At 75.2% G+C, this 20,441-nt stretch carries 5 protein-coding genes and 1 pseudogene; 3 read left to right on the forward strand and 3 right to left on the reverse strand.

Annotation, left to right across the window (positions count from 1 at the left end):
• Window positions 1-140 precede the first annotated feature (140 nt).
• The 3 genes and pseudogenes from OG294_RS07460 to OG294_RS07470 form a co-directional block, all read left to right on the forward strand.
• Window positions 141-1,604, forward strand: a pseudogene (locus tag OG294_RS07460) (class I adenylate-forming enzyme family protein); the annotation flags it as partial.
• A gap of 72 nt (window positions 1,605-1,676) precedes the next feature.
• Window positions 1,677-2,891, forward strand: a complete 1,215-nt coding sequence (gene hemA, locus OG294_RS07465; protein ID WP_327071469.1) for a 5-aminolevulinate synthase — start codon at window positions 1,677-1,679, stop codon at window positions 2,889-2,891.
• A gap of 84 nt (window positions 2,892-2,975) precedes the next feature.
• On the forward strand, window positions 2,976-4,556 hold the full coding sequence (locus OG294_RS07470) for a long-chain-fatty-acid--CoA ligase (RefSeq protein WP_327065629.1): 1,581 nt from the start codon (window positions 2,976-2,978) through the stop codon (window positions 4,554-4,556).
• A 13-nt stretch (window positions 4,557-4,569) separates the two neighbouring features.
• On the opposite strand, the gene OG294_RS07475 is transcribed toward OG294_RS07470, so the two are convergent.
• The 3 genes from OG294_RS07475 to OG294_RS07485 form a co-directional block, all read right to left on the reverse strand.
• Window positions 4,570-5,247, reverse strand: coding sequence for a response regulator transcription factor (locus OG294_RS07475; protein ID WP_327065630.1), 678 nt, complete (start codon window positions 5,245-5,247; stop codon window positions 4,570-4,572).
• A 227-nt stretch (window positions 5,248-5,474) separates the two neighbouring features.
• Entirely contained in the window at window positions 5,475-8,582 is a 3,108-nt protein-coding gene (locus OG294_RS07480) for a non-ribosomal peptide synthetase (protein ID WP_327065631.1), read from the reverse strand.
• A 154-nt stretch (window positions 8,583-8,736) separates the two neighbouring features.
• Window positions 8,737-20,400 carry an SDR family NAD(P)-dependent oxidoreductase gene (locus OG294_RS07485; protein ID WP_442789318.1) on the reverse strand — a complete coding sequence of 3,888 codons (11,664 nt, stop codon included), beginning with the start codon at window positions 20,398-20,400 and terminating at the stop codon, window positions 8,737-8,739.
• Window positions 20,401-20,441 lie beyond the last annotated feature (41 nt).

A 20,441-nucleotide genomic window follows, 5' to 3' on the forward strand; every position in this document is an offset into this window, starting at 1 on the left:
ATTGCCGGTGGGTCGGCCCAGCGGAAAAGCTGGCGTGAGTCCGTGCAAGACCGCGGACCGGGCCAGGGCAAGCGCATTGAATCGAGGTCACCATGGCTGATCCGGACGACTCGCAGACCGGCGGTTACGCCGCCGAGATCATGGCGGCACTGGCGGCGGACCCGGACCGCGCCGCCCTGTCCTGGCAGGGTCGCGACGTGCGGGCCGGCGACTTCGCCGACGCCGTCAGCGGCGCGGTGCACACCCTGCGCGGCCTCGGGGTCGGTCCCGGCAGCATGGTGGGCATCCTGGTGACGCCCAACAGCCCCGACATGTTCAGCGCGCGTCACGCCGCCCATCTGCTCGGCGCCGCCGTCTGCTACCTCGGCACGATCAACCCGGGGTCGGCCAAGCGGGTGCTGCCGGTCGAGGGACAGCTGCGGATCCTGCGCGACACGGCCGTCTCGGTGCTCTTCACCGATGCCGAAAACGTGGCGCGGGCCGCCGAGTTGGCTGCTCTGGCGGACACGCCGCCGACGATCACCGGCTACCGCCTGGACGCGGCGGGCGCGGTGCCGATCGCCGCGCGGCCCGCGGCGGAGCTCGGCGAGAGCACGCCGTTCGACGCCGAGGCGCTGGCCGCGGTGCTGTTCACCAGCGGCAGCACCGGGCGCCCCAAGGGCATCCGGATGTCCAACCGCATCTGGGAGAGCAGCGTCCGCACCAACCTCGGCTCGATGATCGAGGCCGACCACCCCCGGATGCTCGTCACCACCCCGCTGAGCCACACGGTCGGCCCGATGGCCGACGCCGTCCTGCTCTCCGGCGGAACGGTCGTGCTGCACGAGGAGTTCGAGCCCGGCGCGGTGCTGCGCACGGTGGCCGAGGAGAAGATCACCCGGACCTTCATGGCCACCGAGCACCTCTACCGCCTGCTCGACCACCCCGACAGCCGCACGGCCGACCTGACCACGCTCTGGCTGCTGATCTACACCGGCAGCGCCGCGGCACCCGCCCGACTGGCCGACGCCGTCGAGGTGTTCGGCTTCCGGCTGCTCCAGGCCTACGGGGCCAGCGAGGGCGGCCGGATCACCCACCTCAACCCCTGGGAGCACCAGGACCCGCGACTGCTCTCCTCGGTGGGCCGCCCGTTCCCCGAGGTCGAGGTCAAGGTGTGCGACCCCGACTCCGGCGCCGAGGTCCCGGTGGGGACCCAGGGCGAGGTGTGGTTCCGTTCGCCGCACGTGATGGACGGCTACTGGGACGACCCCGAGCTGTCGGCCACCGTGCTGCGCGACGGCTGGGTGCGCACCGGCGACCTCGGCCGGCTCGACGAGGACGGCCTGCTGTACCTGCTGGACCGGATCGCCGACGTGGTCAAGACCCGGGGCGTCAAGGTCCACCCGACCGAGGTGGAGCGCGCCGTGCTGGCGCTGCCCGGCGTCGCGCACGCCGCGGTCTACGGCGTCAAGGACGCCGACAACGTCGAACACGTGCACGCGGCCGTGGTGCTGCAGCCCGGTGCCGGGATCGGCGCCGAGGACATCCGGTCCCACGTCGCCGCGGCCCTGTCCCCCGTGCACGCCCCCGAACACATCATGCTGCTCGACGAGCTCCCGCTGAACGCCTCCGGCAAGCCGGACAAGCCGCAGCTGCGCGCGCTGGGCCTCGTTCCTCAGAAGGCGAGTGACACCACCATGACCCAACACCTGGAATTCTTCACCCGGGAGATGCAGGAATTCGCCGACCAGGCAAGGCAGTTCCTGGAGATCGGCCGCCGCGCCGGCCGGTTCCCCAGCGCCACCGCGCGCGAGGGGCACGAGGGCGGCGAGCTGGAGATCAGCGTCTGGTGCAGCAACGACTACCTCGGCATGGGCCAGAACCCGTCGGTGCTGGCGGCCATGAAGGAGGCCATCGACACCTTCGGGGCCGGCTCCGGCGGTTCGCGCAACATCGGCGGCACGAACTACCACCACGTGCTGCTGGAGAAGGAACTCGCGGCGCTGCACGGCAAGGAGGCGGCGCTGCTGTTCACCTCCGGCTACACCGCGAACGACGCCGCGCTCACCGTGCTGGCCGGCCGGATGCCCGGCACCGTCGTCTACTCCGACCAGCTGAACCACGCCTCGATCATCGACGGCCTGCGCCACAGCGGCGTGGAGAAGCGGATCTTCCGCCACAACGACGTCGCGCACCTCGACGAGCTGATGGCCGCCGACGGCGACCGCCCCAAGCTCGTCGTCATGGAGTCGGTGTACTCGATGTCCGGTGACATCGCGCCGCTCGCCGAGATCGCCGAGGCCGCCCGGCGCCACGGCGCCACCACGTACATCGACGAGGTGCACGCGGTCGGCATGTACGGCCCCGAGGGCGCGGGCATCGCCGCCCTGGAGGGCATCGCCGACGAGTTCACCGTCGTGATGGGCACCCTCGCCAAGGGCTACGGCACCTGCGGCGGCTACATCGCCGGCCCCGCCGCGATGATCGACGCGGTGCGCGGCTTCGCCCGCGGCTTCATCTTCACCACCTCGCTCCCGCCGGCCATCGCGGCGGGCGCGCTGGCAGCGGTGCGGCACCTGCGCTCCTCGGACGAGGAGCGCACCCGCCTGCGGGAGAACGCGCAGCTGCTGCACCGGCTGCTGACCGAGCGGCGCATCCCGTTCGTCTCGCCGATGTCCCACATCGTCTCCGTCTTCGTCGGCGAGGACAGCACCTGCCGCCAGGCCTCGGCCATGCTGCTGGAGCGCTACGGCATCTACGTGCAGGCGATCAACGCCCCGAGCGTCCGCGAGGGCGAGGAGATCCTGCGCGTGGCCCCCTCGGCCACACACACCACGGCCGACGTCGAGAAGTTCGCCGAGGCGCTGGACGCCATCTGGCAGGAGCTCGGCATCGCCCGCACCGAGGGATAGCGCCCGGCGGCCGGCCGGGTGCCCCCGTCACCCGGCCGACTGCCGTACCCCGCACAGCGGACAGCGATCGACCCTGGAGGTGTGGTGACTCTCTCGGTAGCGGCCGTGCTCGCCGAATCGGCGGCCCGGCGACCGGACCACCCGGCGATCACCCTCGGCCGGGAGCAGGTGACCTACCGCGACCTGTGGCTGCGGGCCCGCCGGTACGCGAGCGTGCTGGCGGCGCAGGGCATCCGCCCCGGCGACCGGGTCGCGCTGCTGCTGCCCAACGGACTGGCGTTCCCGCCCGCCTACTTCGCCGTGCTCGCGCTCGGCGCGGTCGTCGTGCCGGTGCACGCGCTGCTCAGGGCGCCGGAGATCGAGTACGTGCTGCGCGACAGCGCCGCCCGGGTGCTCGTCTGTGCCGGTCCCCTGCTCGCCGAGGGCCGCAAGGGCGCGGAGGTCGCCGGCGTGCCGCTGCTCACGGTGGACGCTCCCGAGGAGCGCGAGGCGCCGCGGCTGGATCTGCTGGCCGAACGGGCCGAGCCGGTCGCCGGGTACGCGCCGTGCGAGCCCGGGGACCTCGCGGTGGTGCTCTACACCTCCGGCACCACCGGCCGGCCCAAGGGTGCGATGCTCACCCACCTCAACATCACGATGAACGTCGGCGTCGGGATGCTCTCCCCCTTCGACTTCCGGCCCGAGGACGTGCTGCTCGGCTGCCTGCCGCTGTTCCACACCTTCGGCCAGATCTGCGGCATGCTCACCTGCTTCCGCGCCGGCGCCGCCATGGTGCTGATGGAGCGCTTCGACGGCCCCGGCGCCCTGGAGCTGATGGCGGCCCACGGCTGCACGGTGTTCATGGGCGTTCCGACGATGTACCTGGCGCTGCTCGACGCGGCGGCCCGCGACCCGCGCCGGCCGCCGCTGGACCGTGCCTTCTCCGGTGGCTCGGCGCTGCCGGTCACGGTGCTCCAGGAGTTCCGGGAGACCTTCGGCTGCGAGATCTACGAGGGCTACGGCCTGACCGAGACCTCGCCGTCGGTCTGCTACAACCAGCGGGCCTGGCCGTGCCGCCCCGGCACGGTCGGCAAGCCGCTGTGGGGCGTGACGGTGGAGATCGCCCGCGCCGAGCTGGAGGGCCGGATCGAGCTGCTGCCGGTGGGCGAGGTGGGCGAGATCGTCATCCGCGGCCACGGTGTGATGGCCGGCTACCTGGGCCGTCCCGAGGCCACCGCCGAGGTGCTGGTGGACGGCTGGTTCCGCTCCGGCGACCTCGGGGTCAAGGACGCGGACGGCTATCTGTCCGTCGTCGACCGCAAGAAGGACCTGGTGCTGCGCGGCGGCTACAACGTCTACCCGCGCGAGGTCGAGGAGGTGCTGGTGCACCACCCGGCGATCGCCGAGGTCGCGGTCGTCGGGGTGCCGCACGCGCGGCACGGCGAGGAGGTCTGCGCGGTGGTGCGCACCCGGCCCGGCGCCGAGCCCGGCGCGGAGCTGGGTGCGGAGATCGTCGCCTGGAGCAGGCAGCGGCTGGCCGCGTACAAGTACCCGCGGCTGGTGGAGTTCGTCGACGCGTTCCCGCTCGGCCCCAGTGGCAAGGTGCTCAAGCGCGAGCTGGCGGCCCGGTTCGGCGGCGGCCCCGAAACGCGCCGACCCGACGTTCGCCGGCCTGAACTTCGCTGAGGCAAGAGGCAGTTCACACCGCCAGCAGCCCGTCCTCCAGCGCGCGGACGACGGCCAGGGTGCGGTTGGGGCAGTTCAGCTTGGTCAGCACGTTGCCGACGTGGCGCTTCACCCCGTGCTCGGAGATCTCCAGCTGGCGGGAGACCTGCTTGTTGCTCAGGCCCTCGGCCACCAGCCGCAGCACCTCCAGCTCGCGCGGGGTCAGCGCGGCTCCCGCCGGCGCGCCCACCTGGCCGCCGCGGACCGAGGCCTGGCCGGCCCGCACCAGCAGCTGGCGGGCCAGCGTGCCGGAGACGTGGAACTTGCCCGCCATCACGTCGAGGACGGCCTCGCGCAGGGTCTGCGGGTCCAGCTCGGACCAGTCCAGGACGCCCTGGGCCTCGTACTCCGCCAGCGCCGCCGCGTCGATCCCGTCGGGCCCGTCGACCAGCAGCAGCAGCCGGGCGCCCTGGGCGCAGAGCGCCCGGACGGTCTCCCGGGTGCGGCCGGTGGCCAGCTCGGCCGAGGCGGTCAGGATCAGGTCGAAGCGCTTCCCTGCCGCCGAACAGGCTTGTCCGCCACCGGGGTTGAACGACTGGACCGCGCCGAGGCGGTCGGGGAAGCGGATCATGCCCTCGACCCCGAACCGCTGCAGCGCGTTCTCCAGCACCAGGGCGATACTGAGCTGGGTCTGGTCCACCTGAGTTCCCACGCTTTCGTTCCTTCGACCGATCCGGATCAAGACAGTCAGTCACCGGTGGGCCAGGCTAACGACGGGGCCTCGGCCGGGACACCCGTAGCCACCCCGTAGCCGACCGCGCACCGCCCTCGTCCAGGGCATCGGTGCAGTTCAGCGGCGGTGGGCAACGGCCGCCGAATAGGGGTCGCGGGCGGCGCCGCCGCGCCACCGCACCGGGTGGCGCGGTGGCGCACCGGTGCTCAGAGCCGCTGGCCGGCCCGGGCCCGGCGGGCCAGGTCGGCGACCCGGGTCAGGGTGGGTTCCCGCAGGATCCACGCCAACTGTCCCATGAAAGCCTCCTCCTGCCCCGGACTCAGCAGAACGTCCCGGCAGATGCCCGACAGCATGGCGAGCAGCGTCACCGAGTCCCCGCCCAGCCGGTGGAAGTCGGCTGCCCCGTCGAGCCGTTCGCGCGGCACCCCGAGGGCGCCGGCCCAGATGCCGGCCACCGCATCCTCCACCGCGTCCACCGGCGGCGCCAGTTCCGCCTCGGGCACTGCGGCGGCGGCCGGGCCGGTGGCGGGCGAGTCGGTGGCGAACGGATCCGGCAGGGCGCGCGCGTCGACCTTGCCGCTCACCGTGTAGGGCAGTTCGGGCAGCACCATGACGGCCGCGGGCACCAGGTAGGCGGGCAGCCGCTCGGCCAGGTGTGCCGTCAGCTCCGCAGCGTCGACCACCGGGTCGGCCAGCACGTAGCCGTACAGCGCCTTGGCCCGCTGTCCGGGCCGGGCCCGGGCGATCACCACCGCGCGGTGCACAGCGGGGTGCTCCTCCAGCGCCCGCGCCACCTCCGCCGGTTCGACCCGGTGCCCGCGCACCTTCACCTGGTCGTCGATCCGCCCGACGCACTCCAGCTCGCCCGAGGGCAGCAGGCGCACCAGGTCGCCGGTGCGGTAGACCCGGGTGCCGTCGGCCAGCCGCACGAAGCGCTCCCGGTCGAGTTCGGGCCGGCCGAGGTAGCCGCGGGCGAGCTGCGCGCCGCCCAGGTACAGCTCGCCGATCTCGCCGGGGGCGACGAACCGCAGCTCCTCGTCGAGCAGATGGGCGGTGGTGTTGTCGGCGGGCAGGCCGATCGGCACCACCGCGAGACCGGCGTCGCCCTGCGGGTCGTAGGTGTGCGCGGTGCAGCCGATGGTGGCCTCGGTGGGGCCGTACTCGTTGACGATCCGGCAGGCGGGCCCGAACATCTCCTGGGCCCGGGCGGCGACCTCCACCCGCAGCTGCTCGCCGATCACCAGCACCGTGCGGTAGCCGGCGGGCGCGAGGTCGAGGCGGCCGATCAGGTCCAGGTGGGAGGGCGTGAGGTTGAGCATGTTGGCGCCCGAGCGCTCCAGCAGGTGGCGCAGCGAGAGGTGGGTCGGCTCCTCGCGCAGCAGGATCACCTCGCCGCCGGCCAGCAGTGGCAGGAAGACCGAGGTTCCCGTGACGTCGAAGGAGGGCGAGGTGATCAGCGGCAGCCGGGTGTCGGTGTCCACCCCGAAGGCGCGGGTCGCCCAGTGCACGTAGTTGGTCAGGCTGCGGTGCTCGATCTGCACGCCCTTGGGCCGGCCGGTGGAGCCCGAGGTGTAGATGACGTAGACCAGGTCCGCGGGATCGACGACGGCCTCCCGGAAGTCCGCGGGCACCTCGCCGTCCATCGCCAGCTCGTCCAGCGGCAGCGCCCGGCAGCCGGGCGGAAGGCAGTCGCGCTGCTCGTAGGGCCGCTCCAGCAGGCAGTGGCCGCTTCCGGCATCGGCCAGCAGGCCCGCGATCCGGGCGTCCGGGTGGCGGCTGTCCAGGGGCAGGTAGCAGGCCCCGGCCCGCAGCACCCCCCACAGGCCCGCGATCCCGGCCACCGTGCGGTCCGCCAGCAGGCCGACCACGCTGCCGGGGCCCACCCCCGCGCGGCGCAGGTCGGCGGCGACCCGGTCCGCCCGGCGGCTCAGCTCCGCGTACGTCACCTTGCCCTCGGGGCCGCTCAGCGCGATCCGGTCCGGCGTGCGCTCGACCTGGGCGCGGAAGAGCTCGACCACCGACTGTTCGCCGGGCAGCGCGCGCTCGGTGCGGTTGCCGGCCCACTGCCGGAGCGCGGGCGGGCTGAGCGCGTCGGCGACGGTCTCCAACAGGGCGTCGACGCGGTCGGCGGTGCCGGGCTCGTCGTGCCAGGCGACGGTGACCTCGGTGCGGCCGGGCCGCTCCACCAGGCCGATCTCGGGCGGGCCCCCCGGGCTGTTGCCGCCCAGCGCGTAGCAGGCGGCGGCCCGGAAGGTGCCGGTGGACAGGTCGGCGAGCTCGATGCCGCCCAGGTGCGAGAGGTAACCGGTGCCCGAGTGGCGTCCGCTGCGCGCGGCGGCCCGCTCGATCCCGGTGTTGAGCACCCGCAGCACCGGCACCGGCACCCGCCGCAGCCAGGAGGCGATCGGCAGGGTCAGCTCCTCGCGCCTGGACAGTGCGCCGAGCAGCCGCTGCTGCACCTGCTGCCAGTCCTCCCCCGCGGCGACGTCCAGGGTGAGGGTGTGCGCCAGCATCCCGGTCGAGCGCAGGTCCGGCTCGTGGCGACGCAGGTCGACCGGGACGAAGAACCGCCCGCCGCCGGGCCCGGCACTCGCGGCCAGCGCGGCGGCCACCTTGGCCACCGCCGCCGGGTGGCGGCCGTCGATCGTGCGGCGGCGCCAGCGCAGGCGGGGCGGGAGGGGCGACGGGCTGCCGAGCAGCGGGGGCCACTCCTGCTTGGCCGCGGGCACCGTGCCGAGCTCGTGACCGGCGACGCGGCGCGCCAGCTCCTCGTGGTCGACGGTGGCGTGGTGGCCCACCAGGGGCTCCCCGCGCAGCGCGCGGAAGACCTCGGCGGCCCACAGGTGCAGGCCGCGGGCGTCGGTGACGCCGTGGAAGGCGCGGAAGACCAGGGTGCTCGGGGTGCTCGGGGTGCTCGGGGTGCCGGGGAACAGCAGCACCTCGCAGGTCGGGCCGCTGCCGTCCAGCGGGCGGTGCAGCGCGGGGTGGTCGAGGCGCTCGTTGTCGAAGCCGCCGTCGGCGAGGACGTGCAGCGCGGGGGTGACGCCGCTGTCGACCCAGGAGCGGCCCTCGCGGATCAGCCGCATCCCCGGGGAGGACTCGGCCGCGGCCGCCATGGCGGCGGCGAGGTCCTCGGCCGGCAGTTCCCCGTCACCCTCCACCACGTACTGGACGACGCTCAGGGCCGGACGCAGGCCCAGGAAGGCCCACTCCATCGGCGTGACGGCCCGGCGGTACGGCAGCGGGCCGGCGGATCCGGTCAACGCCGGGGTGGCGGAGCCGCGTTGGTTCTCCTGTTGCGTTCTCAACGTCATCACAATCTCTTGTGCCGTTCGGCGAACGAGCGCCCGGCACGGTCGTCGGGCGCGAGGTCATCGGGGCCGGGCCCTGAGCACCTGCCCGGCCCCGGGCAGGCCCCAGCACGCTCGGTGCCGGCCCGGGGCCGCGTGAACTCCTCGTGTCAGGTCATCAGTTGCCACTGCCCTGGGAGCGGCCGAGCTGGTCGTTGATGAAGGCGAAGAGCTCGTCGTCGGAGGCCGCCCTGAGCTGCCCGGTGTCCACCGCACCGGGTCGGCCCTCGGTGCCGGCCGGGGCGGCGGGGCCGCCGAGCCTGCCCAGCAGCGCCTCCAGCCGGGCCGCCAGGGTGCCGCGCAGCTCGCCGTCGGCCACCGGCGCCTGGGCGAACACCGCCTCCAGCCGGTCGAGTTCGGCCAGCAGCGGCTCCGCGCCGGCCGCCGGGGCGGGGGCGACCTCGGCGAGCAGCAGCTCGGCGAGCGCGGCGGGCGTCGGGTGGTCGAAGACCAGCGTCGCGGAGAACCGCAGCCCGGTGGCCGCGTTCAGCCGGTTGCGCAGCTCGATGCCGGTCAGCGAGTCGAACCCGAGCTCCTTGAAGGCCCGTTCGGCCTCGACGGACTCCGGCCCCGAATGCCCGAGCACGGCGGCGACCTGGGTGCAGACCAGCTCCAGCAGCAGCGTGCGACGCTCCGGCTCGCCCAGCCCGGTCAGCCGCTGCGCCAGCGTCGGCCCCGCAGCCGCGCTCGACGCGATCCGCGCGGCCCGGCGCACGGGGTTGCGCACCAGGCCGCGCAGCAGCGGCGGCACGGTGGCCGGGTCGGCGTGGGTGCGCAGCCCGGCGACGTCCAGGCCCATCGGGGCGAGGGTGCTGCGGCCCAGGGCCGCCGCGGTGTCGAGCAGCGCCAAGCCCTGGCCGGAGGCGAGCGGGGTGATGCCGCCGCGGGCCATCCGCTCCAGGTCCGCCGCGCCGAGCTCGCCGGTCATCCCGCTGCTCTGCGCCCACAGGCCCCAGGCGAGGGAGAGGGCGGGCAGACCGCGCTGCGCCCGGTGGGTGGCCAGCGCGTCCAGGAAGGCGTTGGCAGCCGCGTAGTTGCCCTGCCCCGCACCGCCGAGCGTGCCGGCGACCGAGGAGTAGAGCACGAAGGCCGACAGGTCGAGCCCGGCGGTCAGCTCGTGCAGGTTGAGCGCCGCGTCCACCTTGGGGCGCAGCACGGCGTCGAGCCGCTCGGGCGTCAGCGCGTCGACCACGCCGTCGTCGAGCACGCCGGCGGTGTGGATGACGGCGGTGAGCGGGCGCTGCAGTGAGCCGAGCAGCGCGGCGAGTGCGGCGCGGTCGGCCGCGTCACCGGCCGCGACCGTCACGGTGGCACCCGACTGCTCCAGCTCGGCGACGAGTTCGGCCGCGCCCGGGGCCTGGAGGCCGCGCCGGCTGGTGAGCAGCAGGTGGCGGGCGCCGTGCTCGGTGACCAGGTGCCGGGCGGCCAGCGCCCCGAGGGTGCCGGTCGCACCGGTGATCAGCACGGTGCCGTCCGGGTCCAGCGGGGCCGGGACGGTCAGGACGACCTTGCCGATGTGCTTGGCCTGCGAGACGAAGCGGAAGGCCTCCGGCGCGCGGTGGATGTCCCAGGTCGCGATCGGCAGGTGCGTCAGCGCCCCCTGCTCGAAGAGCGCGAGGACGGCGGCGAGCATCTTGCCGGTGCGCTCGGGTCCGGCCTCGATGAGGTCGAAGCCCTGGTAGCGCACCCCCGGGTGCTCGGCCGCCACCTGCTCCGGGTCGCGGACGTCCGTCTTGCCCATCTCCACGAACCGCCCGCCGCGCGGCAGCAGCCGCAGCGAGGCGTCCACGAACTCCCGCGCCAGCGAGTCGAGCACCACGTCCACGCCCCGGCCACCGGTGGCCGCGCGGAACCGCTCCTCGAAGTCCAGGTCACGCGAGGAGGCGATGTGCTCGTCGTCCAGACCGAGGTCACGCAGCGCGTCCCACTTGCCCGCACTCGCGGTGCCGTAGACCTCCGCACCCAGGTGCCGGGCCAGCTGCACCGCCGCCATGCCCACACCACCGGCCGCCGCGTGCACCAGGATCGACTCGCCCGCCCGCAGGTCCGCGAGGTCCACCAGCGCGTAGTAGGCGGTGAGATGGACCACCGGGACGGCCGCCGCCTCGGCGAAGCTCCAGCTCTCGGGCATCCGGGCGATCATCCGGCGATCGACCACCGCGACGGGCGCGAAGCCGCCCGACATCATCCCGAACACCCGGTCCCCGACGGCGAGATCGGTGACGTCGGGGGCGACCTCCAGCACCACACCGGCGCCTTCCAGCCCCAGCAGCCCGGCGTTGCCCGGGTACATGCCCAGCGCGTTGAGCACGTCACGGAAGTTCAGGCCGGTGGCCCGCACCCCGATCCGCACGCTGCCGGGCTCCAACGGCGCGACGGCCGCCGGGTGTTCGATGAGCGCCAGGTTGTCCAGGGCGCCCTTGACCGGGATGCCCAGGCGCCAGGCGACCGCGCCCTCGGGCGGGGTCAGCGCCGCGTCGGTGGCGATGCGCGCCAGCCTCGGTGCATGGCAGGCTCCCTGACGGATCGCCAGTTCGACCTCCGGCAGTGCCAGGGCGGCGGGCAGGGTGGCGGCCGAGGAGTCGGCGCCGTCGAGGTCGAGCAGCACGAACCGCTCGGGGTTCTCCGCCTGCGCCGAGCGCACCAGACCCCACAGCGCGGCCCCGGCCGGATCCACCAGCCGCTCCCCCGCCAGCGGCGCCACCGCGCCCCGGGTCACCAGCACCAGCCGGGAGTCCGCGAACCTCGCCTCGGCCAGCCAGGCCTGCAGCAGGCCCAGCACCCGGTGCGTCACCTCCCGCACCGCAGCGGCCGAAGGACCGCCGGCCGGCACCAGCGGCAGGCAGGGCACCAGCACCACCTGCGGCACCACCTCGGCCGCCGCCACCGCCGCCAGGTCCGCGAAGGCCTCGGCGGTGCCGTCCGGCAGCTCCAGCCCGTCGCCGAGCACCGCCCAGCGGCCGCTGCGGGCCGCCTCGGCGGCGGTCGGCAGCGCGGTCCACTCGACCGCGAAGAGCGAGTCGTGGTGGGCGGCGCGCGCCGCGTCGCGCAGTTGCTCGGCGCCGACCGGGCGCAGCACCAGCGAGTCGACGGTGGCCACCGGCTCCCCGGTGGCGTCGGCGACGGCCAGGGCGATCGTGTCCGTGCCCTGCGGGGTGATCCGCACCCGCAGGGCGCCGGCCCCGGCGGCGTGCAGGGTCACGCCGCTCCAGGCGAACGGCAGCCGGCCACCCTCGGCACCGCTGCCCTGCAGGAAGGTGCCGTGCAGTGCGGCGTCGAGCAGCGCCGGGTGCAGGCCGAACAGGCCCGCCTCCGGCTCGGTGCCCGCGGGCAGCGCGACCTCGACGAAGATCTCCTCGCCCAGCTGCCAGGCGGCGGTCAGCCCCTGGAAGGCGGGCCCGTAGGCGAACCCGCCCACGGCCAGGCGCTCGTAGAAGCCGGTGGTCTCCAGCGGCACGGCCTCGGCCGGCGGCCAGGGGGCGAGTGCACCGGCACCGGCCGGCCGCTCCGCCGCAGCGGTGCCGAGCAGGCCGTCGGCGTGCTTGGTCCACGGCTCCTCGGCCGCCGCGTCCTCGGCCCGGGAGTGGATGGACAGCGCCCGGTTGCCCGTCTCGTCGGCAGCGCCCAGCCAGAGCTGGAGCTGGCGGGCGCCCGTCTGCGGCAGGACGAGCGGGGCCTGGAGGGTCAGCTCCACCACCCGGTCGCAGCCCACCTGGTCACCGGCGCGGACCGCGAGCTCGACGAAGGCGGTGCCGGGCAGCAGCACGGTCCCGGAGACCGCGTGATCGGCCAGCCAGGGGTGGGTGCGCAGGTCCAGGCGCCCGGTGAACAGGTGGCCGTCCGACTCGGCGAGCGGGGCGGCGGCACCGAGCAACGGGTGCGCGGGGGCCGCCAGTCCGGCCGAGGCGACGTCGGCGGCCCACAGCGCGGGCGGCTCCAGCCAGTAGCGCTCGCGCTGGAAGGCGTAGGTGGGCAGGTCGACGCGCCGGGCGCCGGTGCCCGCGAAGACGGCGGCCCAGTCGAGAGCGGCACCACGCACGTGCAGCCGGGCGAGGGCGGCGGCGAAGACCGACGCCTCGGCGCGGTCGCGGCGCAGCACGGGGGCGAGGACCGCCTCCTCCTCGGCGCTCACACAGGCCTGCGCCAGCGCGCTGAGGGTGCCGTCCGGGCCCAGCTCCAGAAAGGCGCGGACGCCGTGGCTCTCCAGCGCCGTGATCGCGTCGGCGAAACGGACGGCCTCGCGCACGTGGCGCACCCAGTACTCGGGGTCGGTCAGGTCGGCGCCCTGGTCGAGCGTGGAGATGATCGGGATCGTCGGGGCGTGGAAGGTCAGTTGGGCGGCGATCGCGCGGAACTCCGCCAGCATCGGCTCCATCAGCGGCGAGTGGAACGCGTGGCTGACGGTGAGCCGCTTCGTCCTGCGGTCCAGCTTCTCGGCCAGCTCCAGCACCGCCGGCTCGGCGCCCGAAAGCACCACGGCCGAAGGCCCGTTGACGGCGGCGACCCCGACGTCGGAGCGGTCGGCCAGCAGCGGCAGCAGCTCCTCCTCGCTCGCCTGCACCGCCACCATCGCACCACCCGCGGGCAGCGCCTGCATCAGCCGGCCACGCGCCGCCACCAGCCGCGCGGCATCGGCCAGCGAGAGAACACCCGCGACGTGCGCGGCGGCCAGCTCACCGATCGAGTGCCCCGCCAGGAAGTCCGGCCGCACACCCCACGATTCGACCAACCGGAAGAGCGCCACTTCGAGCGCGAAGAGCGCCGGCTGGGTGTAGGCGGTCTGGTCGAGCAGCGCATCGGCCTCGCCGAGCGGCGTCTCCAGATGCCGGTCCAGCTCCGCGCGGACCGCGTCGTACGCCGCGGCGAACACCGGGAACGCGTCGTACAGTTCAGCGCCCATCCCGGCGCGCTGGCTGCCCTGCCCCGCGAAGAGGAACGCCGTGCGCAGAGCGCCGGTGGCGGTGCCCTCCACGAGGTGGCCCACCGGCTCACCGGCGGCCAGCGCGGCCAGGCCGCGCAGCAGCTCGGCGCGGTCGGCCCCGACCACCACGGCGCGCTGCTCCAGGCTGCCGCGGGTGGTGGCCAGCGAGAAGGCGACGTCGACCGGGTGCACCGACTCGTCCTCGGCCAGCCGGGCGTGCAGCCGGCCGGCCTGGGCCCGCAGCGCCTCGCCGCTCTTCGCCGAGAGCACCCAGGGCAGCACGGCCGGAGCGACCGGCCCGAGCGCGGTCACGGCCTCGGGAGCGGGCGCCTGTTCGAGGATCACGTGCGCGTTGGTGCCGCTGACCCCGAAGGACGAGACACCCGCGCGGCGCGGCTCGCCGGTCTCCGGCCAGGGCCGGGTCTCGGTGAGCAGCTCGACCGCGCCGGCCGTCCAGTCCACGTGCGGGGTGGGCTCGCTGACGTGCAGGGTGCGCGGCAGCACGCCGTGCTGCATCGCCTGCACCATCTTGATGATCCCGGCGGCGCCCGCCGCGGCCTGGGTGTGCCCGAGGTTGGACTTGACCGACCCCAGCCAGAGCGGCCGCTCCGCGGTGTGCTCGCGGCCGTAGGTGGCCAGCAGCGCCTGGGCCTCGATCGGGTCGCCGAGGGTGGTGCCGGTCCCGTGCGCCTCCACCGCGTCCACCTGGTCCGCCGTCAGGCCGGCGCTCGCCAGCGCCGCGCGGATCACCCGCTGCTGCGAGGGGCCGTTCGGCGCCGTCAGACCGTTGCTGGCGCCGTCCTGGTTGACGGCGGTGCCGCGCACGATCGCCAGCACCGGGTGCCCGTTGCGCCGCGCGTCCGACAGGCGCTCGACCAGCAGCACGCCCACGCCCTCGGCCCAGCTGGTGCCGTCCGCGTCGGCCGAGAACGACTTGCAGCGCCCGTTGGCGGCCAGACCGCCCTGCCGGGCGAAGTCGACGAAGGTGTCGGGGGTGGCCATCACGGTGACGCCGCCGGCCAGCGCCAGCGTGCACTCGCCGCTGCGCAGCGCCTGGCTCGCCAGATGCAGGGCCACCAGCGAGGAGGAGCAGGCGGTGTCGACGGTGACCGCCGGACCCTCCAGGCCGAAGGTGTAGGAGATCCGGCCCGAGGCGACGCTGCCGGAGCCGCCGGTGCCCAGGTAGCCCGCCACCTCCTCGGGGACGGCGGGCAGCCGGGAGACGTAGTCGTGGTACATGACGCCCGCGAAGACGCCGGTGCGGCTGCCCTTGACCGAGGCCGGGTCGATGCCCGCCCGCTCGAACGCCTCCCAGGACGCTTCGAGCAGCAGCCGCTGCTGCGGGTCCATGGCCAGCGCCTCGCGCGGGTTGATGCCGAAGAAGCCGGGGTCGAAGGCGCTCGCGTCGTGCAGGAAGCCGCCCGCCAGCGCGGCGTCCGCCTGCTCGGTGTCGGCGCTGCGCAGCGCGTCCACCACCCAGCCGCGGTCGGCGGGGAAGCCGGAGATGCCGTCCCGGCCGCTGGTGACCAGCTGCCACAGCTCCTCGGGCGTGGTCACCTCGCCCGGGTAGCGGCAGGCCATGCCGATGATCGCGATCGGGTCGTCCAGCGGTGCGACCGCCGCGGCGGCGGTCTCCGTCGGCAGGGTGCCCAGCAGTTCGGCGCCGAGCAGCTCGGCGAGGGCGGCCGGGTTCGGGTAGTCGAAGACCAGGGTCGCGGGCAGCCGCAGGCCGGTGGCCGTGTTCAGCCGGTTGCGCAGCTCGACGGCGGTCAGCGAGTCGAAGCCCAGCTCCTTGAAAGCGAGGTGCGGCTCGACGGCCTCGGCGCCGGTGTGCCCGAGGACGGCGGCCACCTGGCCGGTGACCAGGGTGAGCAGCGCCGTGGCCCGCTCGGCGGCCGGCAGCGCGGCCAGCTGCTCGCGCAGCGGGTCGCCGGACTGCGCGGCCTGCGCCGCGCGCCGGGCCGGCGTCCGGACCAGGCCGCGCAGCAGGGCGGGCAGGGCCGCGGAGGCGCCGTGCGCGCGCATCCCGGCCAGGTCCAGCCGGATCGGGACGTAGCTCGCGCCGCCCAGTGCGGTGGCGGTGTCGAGCAGCGCCAGGCCCTCCGCGGAGGAGAGCGCGGCGACCCCGGCCCGGTTGATGCGCTGGAGGTCGGCCTCCTCCAGGGTGCCGGTCATGCCACTGCGTTCGGCCCACAGGCCCCAGGCCAGCGCGGTGGCGGGCAGGCCGGCGGCCTGCCGGTGGTGCGCGAGGGCGTCCAGGAAGGCGTTCGCGGCGGCGTAGTTGGCCTGGCCGGGACCGCCGAGGGTGGCGGCGGCGGCCGAGAAGAGCACGAAGGAGGTGAGGTTCTGATCCTTCGTCAGTTCGTGCAGGTGCCAGGCCGCGTCGACCTTGGGCCGCAGCACGGCGGCCAGCCGCTCGGGGGTGAGCGAGGAGATCACACCGTCGTCGAGCACACCGGCGGTGTGCACCACGGCGGTCAACGGGCGCTCCAGCGAGGCGAGCAGCGCCGCCAGCGCCGCCCGGTCCGCCACGTCACAGGCCGCCAGCGACACCTCCGCGCCCGACTCCCGCAACTCGGCCGCCAGTTCGACCGCACCAGCGGCCCGCGCACCACGACGCGAGACCAGCAACAGCCGCCGCACACCCCGCACCGCCACCAGATGCCGCGCCACCAGCGCACCCAGCGTCCCCGTCGCACCCGTGACCAGCACCGTCCCACCCGACGCCAGGTCCGACGCCAGGTCCGGCTCCAGGGCAGGCTCGGCCGCGGCGACCGCGGTCACCCGGGCCAGCCGGGGCAGCTTGAGAGTGCCGGCGCGCAGCGCGAGCTGCGGCTCGTCGGCGACCAGGGCGGCGGCCAGCGCGACGGGCAGCGCCCGCAGCGAGTCCGCGTCGGCGTCGAGGTCCAGCAGCACCAGGCGGTGCGGGTGCTCGGACTGGGCCGAGCGGACCAGGCCCCAGACGGTGGCGGCGGCCAGGTCGGCGACCGGCTCGCCGGGGACGACGCGCTGCGCGCCACGGGTGACCAGCACCAGGCGGGCATCGGCGAACCGGTCCTCGGCCAGCCACTGCTGGACCAGCGCGAGCACCCGGGAGGCGGTGGCGTGCGCCGCGGCCGGTGGCTCACCGGACTCGCCCCGCACGGCCGCGAGGACGAGGGCGGGCAGGGCCGCCCCCGCGTCGAGGGCTTCGGCCAGCGCGGCCGGGTCGGTGTACCGGGGCAGGTCGAGGTCCGGGTCCAGCGCCTCGGCGCCGAGCAGCGCCCACCCGGTGGTGTCGGCGGTGCCGGGGGCGGCGTCCTGCCACTCCACGGTGAACAGCGACTCGTGGTGGACCCGGCGGGCGGCCTGCACCTGGGCCGCGGAGACCGGGCGCAGCAGCAGCGACTCGATCCGGGCCACCGGGGCGCCGGTGCCGTCGGCGACGGTGACCGCGACGCTGTCCGTACCGGCCGGGGCGAGCCGCACCCGCAGCGTGTCGGCGCCCGAGGCGTGCAGGGTGACCCCGCTCCAGGCGAACGGCAGCCGCCCGGACTCGCTGGGGCTCAGCAGGGTGCCCATGCCGACGCCGTGCAGGGCGGCGTCGAGCAGCGCGGGGTGCAGGCCGAAGCGGTGGGCCTCGGCCCTGGCCTGCTCGGGCAGCCGCACCTCGGCGTAGATCTCCTCGCCCACCTGCCAGGCGGCGCGCAGGCCCTGGAAGACCGGGCCGTAGGCGAAGCCGGCCTCGGCCAGGTAGTCGTAGAGTCCCCCGGTCTCGACCGGGACGGCACCGGCCGGCGGCCAGCTGCCCCGGCCGAGCGGCTCGCCCTGCTGGTCGGTGCCGGCCGGCGCGAGGGTGCCGGTGGCGTGCCGGGTCCAGGTGTGCTCGGCGGTCGGCGCCGCGCCGCCGGCGGCCTCCTGCGGCTCGGGGCGCGAGTGCAGGGTGAAGCCGCGGGCGCCGGAGGCGTCCGCCTCCCCCACCGCGAGCTGGAGCTGGACGGCGCCGTGCTCGGGCAGCACGAGCGGGGCCTGCAGGGTGAGTTCGGCGAGCCGGTGGCAGCCCACCTGGTCCCCGGCGCGGATCGCCAGTTCGACGAAGGCGGTGCCGGGCAGCAGCACGGTGCCCAGCACCGCGTGATCGGCCAGCCAGGGGTGGGTCCGCAGCGAGAGCAGCCCGGTGAAGAGCACCCCGTCGGCGTCGGCGAGTGCGACGGCGGCGCCGAGCAGCGGGTGGTCGGCCGCGCCCAGGCCGGCCGAGGCGACGTCGCCGACCCAGCCGGCCGGGGGCTCGGGCCAGTGGCGGCGGCGCTGGAAGGCGTAGGTGGGCAGGTCGACCCGGGCACCGCCCCAGGTCGCGCCGACGGCCCGCCAGTCGGGTGTGGCGCCGTGCACGTGGGCCCGGGCCAGCGCGGTCAGCAGTGCCCGCGCCTCGGGGCGGCCCGCACGCAGCGTGGGGATCAGGGCGGCCGTGCTCTCCTCGCCCAGGCAGTGCTGGGCCATCGCGGTGAGCACGCCGTCGGGGCCGAGTTCCAGGTAGCGGGTGACGCCGCGCGCCGCCAGCGTCCCGATCGCGTCGGCGAACCGGACGGCCTCGCGCACATGCCGCACCCAGTACTCGACCGTGGACGGGTCGGCGTCCTGGTCGAGCGTGGAGACGAACGGGATCCGCGGCTCACGGAAGGTCAACCGCTCCGCCACCGCACGGAACTCCGCCAGCACCGGCTCCATCAACGGCGAGTGGAACGCATGGCTGACAGCCAACCGCTTCGACTTGCCACCCAGGTGAGCCACCACCTCCAACACCGCGTCCTCGGCACCCGAAAGCACCACCGAGGCAGGCCCGTTGACCGCCGCGACACCCACCTCCGAGCGCCCGGCCAGCAGCGCCAGCACCTCCGCCTCACCCGCCCGCACCGCCACCATCGCCCCACCCGCGGGCAACACCTGCATCAACCGACCACGCGCGGCCACCAGTTCCGCCGCATCCCCCAGCGACAGCACCCCCGCCACATGCGCCGCCGCCAGCTCACCGATCGAATGCCCCGCCAGAAAGTCCGGCCGCACACCCCACGATTCGACCAACCGGAACAGCGCCACCTCCAGCGCGAAAAGCGCCGGCTGCGTGTACGCCGTCTCGTCCAGCAGCGCATCCGCCTCGGCCAGCGGCGTCGCCAAGTGCCGGTCCAGCTCCGCACGGACCGCGTCGTACGCCTCGGCGAACACCGGGAACGCCTCGTACAGTTCGGCCCCCATCCCGGCACGCTGACTGCCCTGCCCGGTGAAGAGGAACGCCGTACGGCCCTCGGCGGCCACACCCTGCAGCAGGTGCGGCGCGCTCCCGCCGGCGGCGAGGGCCTCCAGGCCGGCCAGCAACTCGGCGCGGTCGCCGGCCAGCACGGCCGCACGGTGCTCCAGGGCGGCGCGGGTGGTGGCCAGTGAGTGGGCGAGGTCGGCCGGGGCCAGGTCGGGGACGGCGTCCAGGTGGGCCCGCAGCCCGGCGGCCTGGGCCCGCAGCGCCTCGGCGCTGCGGGCCGAGACCAGGTAGGGCAGCAGCGCGGGAGCCGCCGCCCCCGGGGCCTCGTCGGCGGGCCGCGCGGACGGGGGCCCGGACTCGGGCTGCTCGGGCTCGGGCTGCTCCGGCTCGGGCGCCTGCTCGATGATGGCGTGGGCGTTGGTGCCGCTGACGCCGAAGGAGGAGACGCCCGCACGGCGCGGCTCGCCGGTCGGCGGCCACGGCCGGGCCTCCTGGAGCAGCGCGACGCCGCCCGAGGACCAGTCGACGTGCGGTGAGGGCTCGTCCACGTGCAGGGTCCTGGGCAGCACGCCGTGCTGCATCGCGAGCACCATCTTGATGACGCCCGCGACACCGGCGGCGGCCTGGGTGTGCCCGAGGTTCGACTTGACCGACCCCAGCCAGAGCGGCCGGTCCGCCGGGCGCTCCAGACCGTAGGTGGCCAGCAGCGCCTGCGCCTCGATCGGGTCGCCCAGCACGGTGCCGGTGCCGTGCGCCTCCACCGCGTCCACCTGGGCGGGCGTCAGCCCGGCCCCGGCCAGCGCCTGGCGGATCACCCGCTGCTGCGAGGGGCCGTTCGGCGCCGTCAGGCCGTTCGACGCGCCGTCCTGGTTGACGGCCGAGCCGCGGATCACCGCGAGCACCGGGTGGCCGTTGCGCCGCGCGTCGGAGAGCCGCTCCAGCAGCAGCATGCCGACGCCCTCGCCCCAGCCGGTGCCGTCGGCCGCCGCCGCGAACGACTTGCAGCGCCCGTCGGCCGCCAGACCCCGCTGCCGGCTGAACTGGACGAAGGCCCGGGGGCTGGACATCACCGTGACGCCGCCGGCCAGCGCCAGCGAGCACTCCTTCTGGCGCAGCGCCTGCACCGCGAGGTGCAGGGCGACCAGCGAGGAGGAGCAGGCGGTGTCGACGGTGACCGCCGGGCCCTCCAGGCCGAAGGTGTAGGAGATCCGGCCGGACAGCACGCTGGCCGCGTTGCCGGTGAGCGTGTAGCCCTCGACGCCCTCGGGGACCTGGTACAGCAGATCGCCGTAGTCCTGACCGTTGGTGCCGGCGAAGACGCCGGTGCGGCTGCCCTTGAGGGTGGTCGGGTCGATGCCCGCGCGCTCCAGCAGCTGCCAGGACGACTCCAGCAGCAGCCGCTGCTGCGGGTCCATGCCGAGCGTCTCGCGGGGGCTGATGCCGAAGAACGCGGCGTCGAACTCCGGTGCGTCGTACAGGAATCCGCCGTGCCGGGTGTAGCTGGTGCCCTGCTGGTCGGGGTCCTCATCGAAGAGCGCGGACGCGTCCCAGCCGCGGTCGGTGGGGAACTCCCCGATCGCGTCCCGGCCCTCGGCCACCAACTGCCAGAGGTCCTCGGGCGAGTTCACCCCGCCCGCGAACCGGCAGCTCATCGAGACCAGGGCGATCG

Origin of the sequence: Kitasatospora sp. NBC_01302 (assembly GCF_035976515.1) — a bacterium.
Classification (GTDB): Bacteria; Actinomycetota; Actinomycetes; order Streptomycetales; family Streptomycetaceae; genus Kitasatospora.

What these genes read in the sequence shown, in the direction of transcription:
- hemA (WP_327071469.1), top strand. Translation starts at nt 1,677, where the DNA reads ATGACCCAACACCTGGAATTCTTCACCCGGGAGATGCAGGAATTCGCC.
- OG294_RS07480 (WP_327065631.1), bottom strand. Translation starts at nt 8,582, where the DNA reads ATGACGTTGAGAACGCAACAGGAGAACCAACGCGGCTCCGCCACCCCG.